10 protein-coding genes are annotated in these 12,660 nt (G+C 50.8%); 7 read left to right on the top strand and 3 right to left on the bottom strand.

Annotated elements, in window-relative coordinates:
- Positions 1-41: 41 nt before the first annotated feature.
- On the bottom strand, positions 42-941 hold the full coding sequence (gene hypT / locus GZ59_RS07430; RefSeq protein WP_039290978.1) for a hypochlorite stress DNA-binding transcriptional regulator HypT: 900 nt from the start codon (positions 939-941) through the stop codon (positions 42-44).
- A 222-nt stretch (positions 942-1,163) separates the two neighbouring features.
- On the opposite strand from hypT, the gene cuyB reads away from it, so the two are divergent.
- Entirely contained in the window at positions 1,164-1,880 is a 717-nt protein-coding gene (gene cuyB, locus GZ59_RS07425; RefSeq protein ID WP_039290975.1) for a cysteate racemase, read from the top strand.
- Positions 1,881-2,037: 157 nt separating this feature from the next.
- Here the strand turns inward: cuyB and GZ59_RS07420 are convergent, their stop codons facing one another.
- Both GZ59_RS07420 and GZ59_RS07415 read right to left on the bottom strand, forming a co-directional pair.
- On the bottom strand, positions 2,038-2,982 hold the full coding sequence (locus GZ59_RS07420; protein WP_011093082.1) for a pectate lyase family protein: 945 nt from the start codon (positions 2,980-2,982) through the stop codon (positions 2,038-2,040).
- Between the two features lie 216 nt (positions 2,983-3,198).
- Positions 3,199-4,014 carry a MetQ/NlpA family lipoprotein gene (locus GZ59_RS07415; RefSeq protein WP_039290973.1) on the bottom strand — a complete coding sequence of 272 codons (816 nt, stop codon included), beginning with the start codon at positions 4,012-4,014 and terminating at the stop codon, positions 3,199-3,201.
- A 372-nt stretch (positions 4,015-4,386) separates the two neighbouring features.
- Here GZ59_RS07415 and GZ59_RS07410 point away from each other — a divergent pair, with 372 nt between their 5' ends.
- The 6 genes from GZ59_RS07410 (at position 4,387) to fbpC (ending at position 12,550) form a co-directional block, all read left to right on the top strand.
- The gene (locus tag GZ59_RS07410) at positions 4,387-5,016 is read left to right on the top strand and encodes a response regulator transcription factor (protein ID WP_011093080.1); all 630 of its coding nucleotides are present in this window, start codon (positions 4,387-4,389) and stop codon (positions 5,014-5,016) included.
- Positions 5,017-5,019: 3 nt separating this feature from the next.
- A complete protein-coding gene (locus GZ59_RS07405) occupies positions 5,020-6,597 on the top strand; it encodes an MASE1 domain-containing sensor histidine kinase (RefSeq protein ID WP_039290971.1) in 1,578 nt (525 codons plus the stop codon).
- Positions 6,598-6,686: 89 nt separating this feature from the next.
- The gene (gene uhpC, locus GZ59_RS07400) at positions 6,687-8,012 is read left to right on the top strand and encodes an MFS transporter family glucose-6-phosphate receptor UhpC (RefSeq protein WP_011093078.1); all 1,326 of its coding nucleotides are present in this window, start codon (positions 6,687-6,689) and stop codon (positions 8,010-8,012) included.
- Positions 8,013-8,172: 160 nt separating this feature from the next.
- Positions 8,173-9,207 carry an ABC transporter substrate-binding protein gene (locus GZ59_RS07395; RefSeq protein ID WP_011093077.1) on the top strand — a complete coding sequence of 345 codons (1,035 nt, stop codon included), beginning with the start codon at positions 8,173-8,175 and terminating at the stop codon, positions 9,205-9,207.
- Between the two features lie 200 nt (positions 9,208-9,407).
- Positions 9,408-11,486 carry an ABC transporter permease gene (locus tag GZ59_RS07390; protein ID WP_011093076.1) on the top strand — a complete coding sequence of 693 codons (2,079 nt, stop codon included), beginning with the start codon at positions 9,408-9,410 and terminating at the stop codon, positions 11,484-11,486.
- Positions 11,487-11,491: 5 nt separating this feature from the next.
- Positions 11,492-12,550 carry a ferric ABC transporter ATP-binding protein gene (fbpC, locus tag GZ59_RS07385; RefSeq protein WP_011093075.1) on the top strand — a complete coding sequence of 353 codons (1,059 nt, stop codon included), beginning with the start codon at positions 11,492-11,494 and terminating at the stop codon, positions 12,548-12,550.
- The last annotated feature ends 110 nt before the right edge of the window (positions 12,551-12,660 follow it).

Here is a 12,660-nt window from a genome sequence, read left to right as displayed (position 1 = left end):
ATTTTTTTAGCTCTCGTCGTACAATCATATTATCGCGACGTTTATAGCCCAGACGTCGATGACAGCCCTTTCATATAGCGCCAGAATTTCTCCGAAGCCACATTCAGCCGCGCATCAAGCCGATACAGATAAACGCCCATGCGGATCACGGCATTTTCCATGTTCAGGATCGCCAGCTCTTTGTTTTTCAGCTCTTCTTGAATCGAATAGTCCGGCAGCCAGGCAATGCCATACCCTTTCTTTGTCATACGCTTGAGCAAGTCGCTCATGGAAGAAACAAAGTTGACCGTAAACTTATCGCTATCGACGCTAGATAAGTAACGGCTGACCTGACGCCCCATATAGCTCGTCTCGGTATAATTGAGTAACGGCACCGATGAGGCGCTTACATCAAACAGCGGCTTCCCTGCACTGTCGCACGCGCAGACTGGATAAAGCCGAGATTCCAGTATCTTCTCGTGCATAAAGGGCTCGCCCATCAGATCCTCATTGTAAAACGAGAAAATGAAGTCGCTGCGTCCTTCTTTAAGATTCAGCACCGCTTCATCCACATCGATCGATTCAACATAGAAGATTTTTTCCTGCGGGTCCGGCACGTCTTTTAACAGCTCCGGCATGATAAACACCGACAGCGAATGCGCTGCCGCAATAGTGATCTTATTTTTGTAATTATCTCCACCGTGCAACTTATTGAGCTGATACTCCAAGTCGTCCAGCGTATTGCGGATATAGGCGTGGAACACGCGACCCTGTTCGGTTAATTGCAGCGGCAGCACGCTGCGGTCGAAAATATCAAACCCGACCGCCGCTTCCAGCGCCTGAATGCGCCGACTAAATGAGGATTGAGAGATATTCCGCTTCTCGGCAGCCAGCGTAAAACTACGGTGCTCTTCCAACATGATAAAGTCATAGAGCCACTTGGTTTCGATATTGTTTAGCATCACCCCTCACTCAAAACGCTCAGCGTCATGTTTTCGTTCCCTATACCCGTGTTTTACATCGCCAACAAAGAGTCGTCCCACCGCGTGCCGTTAAACCCAGTAAAAGCATAGAGATGCCAATAGTTATGCAAATCATACATAGCAGATGGGAATTTAGCAATTCACATTGCCCGCCAGTATGCGATTATCCTTTTAATTTCATAATGCTACAGGGTTAACAGCATGAACAGTCTCGTGGGAATTCTGGGTGGTATGGGGCCGGGTGCCACCGTCGATGCGATGCAAAAACTGATCAAAAACACGCCAGCGTATCGGGATCAAGACCACATTCCAATGATTGCGGTTTCTATTCCTGATATCCCAGACAGAACACAGTGCATTCTCCAGCACAGCGCGTCACCGCTGGGTAAAATGCTGCAATATATGAAAATTCTCGAAAACGCAGGCGCTGAATGCATCATTATTCCGTGTAATACCGCACATTATTGGTTCAATGAATTAAAACAACAGTGTAGTGCGGAAATGATCAGCATTATTGATGTGACCTGTCAGGCAATTAGGAATACCAATACAACACGCGTCGGCTTATTAGCGACGACGGCAACAGTGAAAGCGAGAATTTATCAGGACAATCTGATAACCGATAATATTGAGTGCTACACGCCGGATGATGCTGACCAACACCAGGTAATGGAAAGTATCTATGCCTATAAATCCGGTGATATTTCCGGGGCCTATAGCATGCTGTCACCGGTCAAAGATCGCCTATTGCAGGCTGGCGTCGAGAAAATCATTTTGGGTTGCACCGAGCTTCCACTGATTCTGGAACAGGAAGTCAGGATCTCACCACAGCACTATATCGATGCCACAGAAGAGTTAATCAAGAAAACGGTTGAGTGGTATTTTACCCACAACCAAAAAAATAACATCGCCGCTTAATTAGCCTTAGTTATTTATATTAATTCATTCAAATAAATATGCCACTCAACATTAACATGTTCGCCGAGTGGCATATTACGGCATACTCAATATTTAAAGAGTTTCAATTCCTAATAAAATACTCAGCAGACAAGATCGTAATAAAAATAGTCAATGATTATGACGGGAATTTCAGCGCACTGCTTTGCGCTCCAGAATTAGAAACAACCCAGGATTTAGCCGCCGCAGTTGTCATCAAACTGTATGAATAGTTAGATGATGCCGTCCATTTAGCCGCAGTTGATTTGCTCGCTACAGCCGCCGGTGAACTGCCATTATCCGTAAAGGTTGAGCCATTACCTTTATCATCAACCATGCCTTTCTTTTCAGCGCCGGTGCCAAATACGTTACGTTCAGAAAGCACGTTGGCATTCTGCGCAACCGTAAAGGCCAGGTTGAATTTATTGACGTAGTTGTTGAATACGTGGAAATAACCATAACGCATCAGGCCTGGCGCACGAACCTGAATATTCTCGTAATAGTTGTGGCAGATGGTCAAACGTGGGTAGCCATTGTATGCACTATTGTTGTCATCTGCCGGATGACCGAAAATACAGCCATATTTATGGTTTGAGAATAAGCAGTTACTGATCGTGACGTAATCCGCTTTTTCACCGATATAAATCAGTTTATCGAGGCTGCCGTCGCTATCACTCCACGTATGCCCCGGCCATGAACAGTGGTCCACCCAATATCCCTTACCGTAGTTCAGATATAATTGGATATCGTCATTGTCCTTGATTGAGACATCATGTTTAAAAACCAGATTCTGGAAAATGACGTTAGCTGAATTGCTCTCAGCGCGCAGGTGGATATTAGTCAGTACATTAGCCCCGCCGAAAGAACCGACAATGGTTTTATTGCTGCCAAATACGACCTTAGTCAAGGCTGATGCTTTTAGCGATGCTCCCAGCACCACGATGGTTTTTGTGGAACCGCTCACGGCGGACTTAAAATCGGCCAGAGAATTTACCGTAACAACTTTACCGCCCGACCCTCCGGTAACATTCGCTGCTTTTGCAAAACCGATAATCCCAGTAAGATTTGTTGTTGGGTAAGCCATAAATATCCCTCTTTACAATTAGTGAATAGTAGTGTCTTCCGATGCATTATTTAATCGATAATAAATAACACACCGCCGACAATTAAAGAGTGTATATAAGGGATTTCATTAAGCTTATTAATTGAGTTTAATAAAAAAGACAATCTTGCGAATAATTCAAATACAAATTAATGCGCTACCATCTTTTTAGTAAAAATGGCAGCATCAAAATGCGTATTACCAACCTTTCACTGCACCACCGTTAAAAATACGGTCGGCAGCCTGCTCAACTTCATCAGACTGATAGGCTTTAATAAATTTTCTGACGTTCTCCGCCGTTTTATTATCTTCACGCGTTACGATGATATTCACATACGGTGATTCTTTACCTTCGATGAAAATACCGTCTTTGGTTGGTGTTAAGCCCGTTTGCTGAATATATGTCGTACTGATTATCGCCACCGTCACTTGTGGATCGTCTAACAAACGTGGCAACTGCGCTCCTTCCACCTCCATAATACGCAGGTTATGTGGATTGGTCGTGATATCCAGCACCGTCGGCAATAAACCTGTATCCGGCTTAAGGGTAATTAATCCAGTTTTCTCCAGTAATAGCAGCGCTCGTCCCAGATTAGTGGGATCGAAAGGAATCGCAATCGTATCGCCGTCTTTCAGGTCGTTGATGTTTTTGATCTTATTCGAATAGCCTGCCATCGGGAAAACGAAGGTGTTCCCTACCGCCACCAGTTTATAACCGTGTTCGCGATTTTGCTGTTCCAGGAAAGGACGATGTTGAAATACGTTCGCATCCAGATCGCTTTTATCCGTTGCCTCGTTCGGCAATAGCGAACCGCTAAACCCAACCAGCTCGACATCCAGATTATATTTTTCTTTTGCAACTTTCTTCGCGACGTCGGCGACATCCTGCTCTGCGCCGTTAATCACACCAACTTTAATATGATTGGCAGAACTACCTGCATTATCGCACGCGGTCAACGCCATTGCGGCTGTGACCATTCCCGCCACCAGCGTTATACGCCATTTATTCATCATTCTGTTTCACCTGATATCGTAAACACATCGATTTCTAAATACATAGATTTAAGGAGAAAAACAGTATGTCTCTCGATAAAATGAGTCAAATAACTCCGCGTTCTATCAATATGCCTTTCACCATTCGATCAATAAATAGAATTGTATATACCCTAAATAATTCGAGTTGCGTGAAGGCGGCAATCGAGCGAATCCCCAGGAGCTTACACAAGTAAGTGACTGGGGTGAGTAAGAGCAGCCAACGCACAAGCAGCTTGAAGTATGACGGGTATATCTGTTAAGCCGATTCCATTTTAATTATCTGCTATTGCTCGCCTCTGCATTCCCCCGCATTATGGCGCTTTGATGACTTTGGATTCACACGGCGAAACCATGATTAATGTGGCTTTGGTTGACGATCACATCGTTGTACGGTCTGGCTTTGCACAGCTTCTGACATTAGAGAATGACATTCAGGTCGTTGGCCAATATGGCTCGGCGGCACAGGCGTGGCCGCATCTGCTCAAACAGCCGATTGACGTTGCCGTGATTGATATCGCCATGCCCGATGAAAGCGGCCTGTCGTTATTAACCCGCCTACGTCAGCAGCGCCCCAATTTTCGCGCCATTATTCTAAGCATCTATGACACCACTGCGTTTGTACAAAGTGCGTTGGATGCGGGCGCGGGCGGCTACCTAACGAAGCGCTGTGGCCCAGAAGAGTTAGTGCAGGCGGTTCGCGTGGTCAGCAGCGGTGGCCTTTACCTGTGTGCCGATGCGCTGCACGCCATTCGCCATCAGCAGCAGCCACCGAAGGAGTTACTGACGCTGACACCACGCGAGCGAGAAATATTCAGCCTGCTGATCAACGGGATTAGCGTCAAAAGCATCGCTGAACAGCTCGAACTTAGCCATAAGACGGTTCATGTTCACCGCGCCAATATTCTCAGTAAATTACAGTGTGAATCCACGGTAGAACTGGTGCACTTTGCACTGCAACACCAGTTGCTGGCCGGGAAATAGGCCATGCGCCGCCTGCACGTCATCGGTATGACGCTGTTTCTGGCCTTTTTCTACAGCCTGATTTGGCTGGCGCTATGGACCATCAGTTTCTATCTGAGCAATAACGGCCAGCAGGCTACGCTGCTGTTACCGCAAGGGCTGCGGCTGGCGTTGATGATTTTGCTGCCGCGCAAATACTGGCCGACCTTGCTGCTTTCAGAAATCGCTATCCAGAGCTGGCTTATCAGCGAGCAGCTCATGACGCGCTCGCTATTACTGCTTTCTCCCTTTCTGAGCCTGATTCCGGCCGTCATCACACATAAAATCTGGCACCGCTATACGCTTTATTGGCAACGACTGCTGCTGTTGCTGGCGGCATTGACGCTCAACAGCATTTTGCACGGCATCGCCATTGGCCCTTGGTTACATTCGCAGCTGACACAAACGCTGCTGGCCACGTTTACCGGCGGCGTACTCCTGATTCCGTTCATCTATCTGCTGTACGAATACATCAAACAGCAGCATTTGCAGACCTTGCTGGCGCAGGAGATTCCCGATCCACCGCTGCGTACTTCGCTGCTGATTTGGTGCTCGCTGTTTTTTTCTATCGGCGTTTGCCTGCAAATGGCGTTCACACCCGAGATGGAACGCCTGCTGCTGATCTTCGTTTTTCTGCCTAATGTGGTGATGGCGTATAAATTCGGCTGGCAAGGTGGCGTACTGTCCGCCGTACTCGGCAGCCTGATGATTGCCGTCACGCGTCAAGTGAGCGGAGCCTTTGATGACCTGCGCGAGCTCGAACTGTTTCTCTCTACGCAGGCGCTGCTCGGCATTGGATTGGGTATCGCTATCAGCCGTCAGCAACAGCTGGCACAGCGGCTCCAGCGCTATCGTCAGCAGTTGGAACAGGAGCTAAAAACCCGGCGGCGGCTGATGGAACGTATCATCCATACCGAAGAAGCCGTGCGCAAAGATATCGCGCGCGAGCTGCACGATGATATCGGCCAAAACATCACCGCGATTCAGATTCAGGCCATGCTGGTGAAACACAGTGCCCCTGCCGATGCAGCCCAACATGCAGCCGGACAAATCAGCGAGCTGTCGCGGCGAATCCACCACACCACACGCCAGCTGTTGCGCCAGCTGCGCCCGCCGGTGCTGGATGAAATGGTGCTGGATAAAGCACTGCATCATCTGGCAGATGAGTTCGCCTTTGCGGCTCGCGGCATCCAGTTTCAGTTGGATTATCAGCTCCCCACGCCCCCTCATGATGACGTGGTAATTTTCACGCTTTATCGGCTGGTGCAGGAACTGCTCAACAACATCAACAAACACGCCAGCGCCACACAGATTACCGTCCGTCTCAGCCAGCAGGATGACCTGATTACGCTCGACGTCATTGATAACGGCGTAGGCATCGCACAAAAAGGCAGTACACATTCGACAGGCAGCGGCTTCGGCCTACGGGGTATTGAAGAACGCGTGCAGGCACTGGGCGGAAATTGGTTGGTGAAAGCCGCCGTCAGCGGTGAACCCACAACGCCGCGCGGCACGCACATAATTGTTAACCTGCCCACAAAATTTAAACAAAAAGACGACTAGCTAGGAATTATTCTTAGCCATCTAAAACCTTGTCTCATCCTTTTTAATTCGTATCCCCCTACTCTTCTCTCAACGCGACGGAGAACCCCATGCAAGCACCCATGTTTCCAAAGGGACAGCTTTCACCAACACAAATCAGTCAGCGCTATCGCTACTGGCGACCGCGGTTGTTGATTTCCATGGTTATCGGGTACGCCACGTTTTACCTGACGCGTAAAAGCATCAACTTCGTCATGCCGGTGATGCAGTTGGAATTAGGGTTAAGCAAAGGCGATATCGGTCTGCTGGGGACGCTGTTTTACCTCTGTTATGGCGCGTCTAAATTTATCTCCGGCATCGTGTGCGATCGCACTCAGGTGCGCTGGTTTATGGGTGTCGGACTGATGATTACCGGCGTGCTGAACATTCTGTTCATGTACTGCCAGTCACTCACCGGTTTGCTGATTGTCTGGGCGCTGAACGGTTTCTTTCAGGGCTGGGGTTGGCCCCCTTGCGCCAGACTGCTGAGCAGTTGGTATTCGCGTAATGAGCGCGGCCTCTGGTGGGGATGCTGGAATACGTCGATCAACATCGGCGGCGCGGCGGTTCCCTTACTCGCAGGCTATCTGGCCTCCGAATGGGGGTGGCAAGCGGCGCTGCTGGTGCCGGGCATTATCGGGATTGTGATCGGGCTGTGGCTGTGTTGGCAGTTGTGCGACAAACCGCAGCAGCAAGGGTTGCCAAGCGTCGGTCAGTGGCGACGCGACGCGCTGGAGCTTCGTCAGGAGCAGCAGAGCCCGCCGATGCCGATGCGTCAGATTCTGCGCGATGCGATTTTGCGTAACCGTACCATCTGGCTGCTCGGGTTTTCCTACATTCTGGTGTACCTGATTCGTATCGCACTGAATGACTGGGGAAACATCTGGCTGTCGGAGAGCCACGGATTCAACCTACTCAGCGCTAACGCCACGCTGTCGCTATTTGAACTGGGTGGATTGCTGGGAGCGCTGTTTGCTGGTTGGGGTTCGGATCTGCTGTTTCGTGGTCAACGCGCACCGATGATTTTGCTGTTCGCACTTGGGCTGTTTTTAACCATGACCGCGCTGTGGCTGGCACCGATTCACCACTATTCACTGCTCGCAGCCTGTTTCTTCAGTATCGGTTTTTTTGTTTTTGGACCACAGATGTTGATCGGTCTGGCTGCGACGGAATACAGCCATAAGGATGCCGCAGGCACGGTGACAGGTTTTCTGGCGTTGTTTGCCTATCTGGGGGCGGCGCTGGCGGGCTGGCCGCTGGCACAGGTGCTGCAACACTACGGATGGTCGGGATTTTTTACTCTGCTGGCGTTGGCCTCAGCCTGCATCGGACTGTTATTGATGCCGCTGCTGATGGCAGGTGTCAGCCGCCGGGAACGTTTGATGACATCAAAATAGCAATAATAATCGATAACTATACCCTAAATAATTCGAGTTTCAGGAAGGCGGCGACACAGCGAATCCCCAGGAGCTTACTCCAGTAAGTGACTGGGGTGAGCGAGGAAAGCCAACGCACATGCAACTTGAAGTATGACGGGGATATACAAAGGAAAACATCATGAAACTGACTACCTTAACGACCCTCATCGCCGCTGGACTGACCGTTGCTGCCGTTACCACCACTACCGCTCGGGCTGAAGGTCGCCTGGTCATTTACTGTAGCGCCACCAACGCCTTCTGCGAGGAGGAAGCCAAGGCCTTCGGTGAAAAACACAACGTTAAAACTTCCTTTATCCGCAACGGTTCCGGCAGCACGCTGGCGAAAGTCGATGCGGAGAAGAAGAACCCACAAGCTGATGTGTGGTACGGCGGCACGCTGGATCCGCAATCTCAAGCGGGCGAAATGGATCTGCTGGAACCCTATCAGTCTAAAAATCTTGATCAGATCATGCCGCAGTTCCGCGATCCCGCCAAACGTAAAGGCAACTACTCGTCTGCGGTTTACGTCGGCATTCTCGGCTTCGGCGTTAACACCGACCGTCTGAAAGAGAAAAATCTGCCGGTGCCACAGTGCTGGAAAGATCTGACCAACCCTATCTACAAAGGCGAAATTCAGATTGCTGACCCACAGAGTTCCGGTACAGCCTATACCGCACTGGCGACCTTCTCCCAGCTTTGGGGTCAGGATCAGGCCTTTGATTATCTGAAGAAATTGAACACCAACGTATCGCAATACACCAAATCCGGTATTGCCCCGGCACGCAACGCCGCGCGTGGCGAAACCGCTATCGGCATTGGCTTCCTGCACGACTACTCGCTGGAAAAAGAGAAAGGCGCACCGCTGGCACTGATCTCCCCGTGTGAAGGCACTGGCTATGAAATTGGCGGCGTCAGCATCCTGAAAGGCGCGCGCAATATGGATAACGCCAAGCTGTTCGTTGACTGGGCGCTGTCAAAAGAAGCACAGGAACTCTCCTGGAAGAAAGGCCAGTCCTACCAGATTCTGACTAACACCACCGCAGAAGCGTCCCCACTGTCGCTGAAGTTGCAGGACCTGAAACTGATCAACTACGACATGGACAAATACGGCGCGGCAGACGTGCGTAAAGAGCTGATTTCCAAGTGGGTTAACGAAGTCAAAATGGGCCAATAATCTCGACTGATTGCCCTTGATTGATTGCCTTTGATTCATTGTAAAAAGAACGGGAACACTGCGATATGCGCGTTTCGCTTAACGCAGTGTTCTCAACATCGCTGATTAACCATTACTCAATATTATTAACCAACCAATACCTGTGACGATTCAATCTCATAAAACAATTCGATAAAACTTGCACGCACCAGGGAACCATCATGTCACACACACTAACTCTCTCACCGACGCCTAAACGGGATCCCGTTTTCCTGTGGCTGGCGCTGATTGCAGCGACATTTTTGCTGCTGCCAGCGTGGAGCCTGGATTATGGCCTGCTCGATGCCTCACGCGATGAACTGCTGGCGGCCTACAGCTGGTCGAACCTGAATATCAGCCTGCTTTGGTTTCTGCTCCCGTTAGGATTACTGGCGCGTCCACTGCTTACGCCCAGCCGGGAACAGCGTGGTCGCCACCGTTTTGATGCGGCTTATGCGTTGTTCTGCGCCCTCTTTGTAGTCATTAGTGCGACCATTGAAGGCCGTGGCATGGGCTATGGCACCCTTGGGCTATTTGTTGCGCTGAGTGCGATTATTACGCTGGCGCTCTCGCGGCTTGACTGGCTGGGTGGCGATCGCTTCGTCATCGGCTCGCTCATCAGCATCATTGCGCTGATTAGCGTGTTTATTCTTTACCCCAGCATCGCTATCTTCATTCCGATGTTCACCAACGACAGTGGTGAATTCGCGCCGCTGTCGTTTATGCAGATTCTAAGTCAGGCCCACATTTTACGGGTGATCTGGAATTCATTCCTGCTGTCGGTTGCCGTCGGTATCGGCTGTACCTTCTTCGGTATGGTGCTGGCGATTTATACCTCGCGTATTGCACGACGTTCCGCAATTATCGGCCGCATTTTCTCCATCCTGCCTATCGTTACACCACCGTTTGTCGTCGGGTTAGGCGTGACGCTGATGATGGGCCGTTCCGGTTATATCACCGAGCTGATGGTGACTTGGTTTGGTCTGACGAACACCAACTGGCTGTATGGTTTTACCGGTATCTGGCTGGCGCAGGTGCTCGCCTTCACACCGATGTCGTTTATGATTCTCGAAGGCGCGATGAAGACGATTCATCCGTCGCTGGAAGAAGCATCGTATACGCTGCGAGCCAACCGCTATCAAACCTTTCAGCGAGTGTTCCTGCCCTTGCTAAAACCGGCGCTGGCTAACTCGTTCTTGATCGTGATCGTCCAGTCGCTGGCCGATTTCAGTAACCCGCTGGTGCTGGGCGGCAACTTCGACGTACTCGCTACCCAGATTTACTTCTACATCACCGGGGCACAGTTGGATTACCAGTCGGCCAGTACGCTCGGTGTTGTCCTGCTGCTGTTCTCACTGGCCGTGTTCTGCGTGCAATATCTGTGGATCGGTAAACGCTCCTACGTCACGATTTCCGGCAAATCCTCCCGGGGTGATGTGCAGCCGCTGCCGGTTTCGCTGGTGTGGATCGTCAGCATCCTGCTTTATGTCTGGATTGCCTTTAACGTTCTGCTGTACGGCAGCATTTTCTACGGCAGCTTTACCGTTAACTGGGGCGTGGATTACACCCTGACGCTGGCAAACTTCAGCAAGCTGTTCGGACAAGGCTTTAGCGAAGGCGCCTGGCCTTCCTTACTGGATACGCTGCTGTTCGCGGGCATCGCCGCACCGATTACGGCACTGTTTGGGCTACTGATCGCCTACATCGTGGTCCGTCAGCAGTTCTACGGCAAGAAGGCTATCGAGTTCACTACCATGCTGTGCTTTGCGGTGCCGGGCACCGTTGCTGGTGTGTCTTATATCCTGGCCTTTAACAGCGCGCCGGTTTACTTAACGGGAACCGCGGTGATCGTCATCATGTCGATGGTCATGCGTAACGTGCCGGTCGGTATTCGCGCCGGTATCGCTGGGCTGGGGCAGTTGGATAAATCACTGGACGAGGCGTCGCTCAGCCTGAGGGCGGGTTCGATGCGCACGGTGTTTTATATTCTGCTACCGCTGCTACGTCCGGCCATTCTGTCCGCACTGATTTACAGCTTCGTGCGTGCTATTACCACCGTCAGCGCCATTATCTTTCTGGTTACACCGGATACTCGCGTCGCCACGTCTTACATTCTTAACCGCGTGGAAGACGGTGAATACGGTATGGCGATTGCCTACGGCTCCATCCTGATTGTGGTCATGCTGGCCATTATTTTCCTGTTCGATTATCTGGTCGGTGAAGCGCGGGTTTCCCGCACGAAAGCCAAGAATAATGCCTAAGCGGAGTGATTACCTTGAATACTGAAAAAAGCTTTGTCGAACTGAAGCACATCACTAAACGTTTCGGCAACAACACCGTCATTGATGATTTGAATCTGGCGATCCCACAGGGAAAAATGGTCACGCTGCTCGGGCCATCAGGCTGCGGTAAAACCACGGTACTCCGCGCGGTTGCCGGGTTGGAAAAACCGACAGAAGGCCAGATTTTCATCGACGGCGAAGACGTCACCGAGCGCTCGATTCAACAGCGTGATATCTGCATGGTGTTCCAGTCTTACGCCCTTTTCCCGCATATGTCGTTGGGCGAAAATATCGGCTACGGGCTAAAAATGCTCGGTCGCCCGAAGGCAGAAATCAATCAACGCGTGAAAGAAGCGCTGGCGCTGGTCGATCTGGAAGGGTTTGAAGATCGCTATGTCGACCAGATTTCCGGTGGGCAGCAACAGCGTGTCGCTCTGGCGCGTGCGCTGATCCTTAAACCTAAAGTCCTGCTGTTCGATGAGCCACTGAGTAACCTTGACGCCAACCTGCGCCGCAGTATGCGTGAGAAAATCCGTGAGCTTCAGCAGCAGTTCAACATCACCTCGCTGTACGTCACGCACGATCAGAGCGAAGCCTTTGCGGTGTCCGACATGGTTCTGGTGATGAACAAAGGCAAAATCATGCAGTTGGGCGCACCACAGGAACTCTATCGCCAGCCCGCTTCCCGCTTCATGGCCAGCTTTATGGGAGATGCCAATATCTTCCCTGCCACCTTCACGGCAGACAGCGTAAATATCTATGGCTACCTCATTCCGCGCCCGCAGGGGTTTGCTGCGGGATTAAGTGAATCGACCGTCGGTATTCGCCCGGAAGCTATTACACTCAGCCATCAGGGTGAAGAAAGCCAGCGCTGCACCATCACGCAGGTCGCCTATATGGGGCCACAGTACGAAGTGCAGGTGGACTGGCACGGTCAGTCGATGCTGTTGCAGGTTAACGCCACTCAGCTTCAGCCGAATCCGGGCGACAGTTACTATCTGCAAATTCACCCTTACGGCATGTTTGTCCTGTCCGAACAGTAAATATCGGATAACTCACTACCCACATACCGGGAGCGTTCGCTCCCGGTTTTACTGTTGACCTGCTTCAATTGCGCCGGAGTACATACACCGGTTACGGATTCCCCGCGCGA

Source organism: Pectobacterium atrosepticum (genome assembly GCF_000740965.1).
GTDB classification, from domain to species: domain Bacteria; phylum Pseudomonadota; class Gammaproteobacteria; order Enterobacterales; family Enterobacteriaceae; genus Pectobacterium; species Pectobacterium atrosepticum.
This window is presented reverse-complemented; position numbering and strand designations above follow the sequence as displayed.

What these genes read in the sequence shown, in the direction of transcription:
- GZ59_RS07395 (WP_011093077.1), top strand. Translation starts at nt 8,173, where the DNA reads ATGAAACTGACTACCTTAACGACCCTCATCGCCGCTGGACTGACCGTT.
- cuyB (WP_039290975.1), top strand. Translation starts at nt 1,164, where the DNA reads ATGAACAGTCTCGTGGGAATTCTGGGTGGTATGGGGCCGGGTGCCACC.
- hypT (WP_039290978.1), bottom strand. Translation starts at nt 941, where the DNA reads ATGCTAAACAATATCGAAACCAAGTGGCTCTATGACTTTATCATGTTG.
- uhpC (WP_011093078.1), top strand. Translation starts at nt 6,687, where the DNA reads ATGCAAGCACCCATGTTTCCAAAGGGACAGCTTTCACCAACACAAATC.
- GZ59_RS07420 (WP_011093082.1), bottom strand. Translation starts at nt 2,982, where the DNA reads ATGGCTTACCCAACAACAAATCTTACTGGGATTATCGGTTTTGCAAAA.
- GZ59_RS07410 (WP_011093080.1), top strand. Translation starts at nt 4,387, where the DNA reads ATGATTAATGTGGCTTTGGTTGACGATCACATCGTTGTACGGTCTGGC.
- GZ59_RS07415 (WP_039290973.1), bottom strand. Translation starts at nt 4,014, where the DNA reads ATGATGAATAAATGGCGTATAACGCTGGTGGCGGGAATGGTCACAGCC.
- GZ59_RS07390 (WP_011093076.1), top strand. Translation starts at nt 9,408, where the DNA reads ATGTCACACACACTAACTCTCTCACCGACGCCTAAACGGGATCCCGTT.
- GZ59_RS07405 (WP_039290971.1), top strand. Translation starts at nt 5,020, where the DNA reads ATGCGCCGCCTGCACGTCATCGGTATGACGCTGTTTCTGGCCTTTTTC.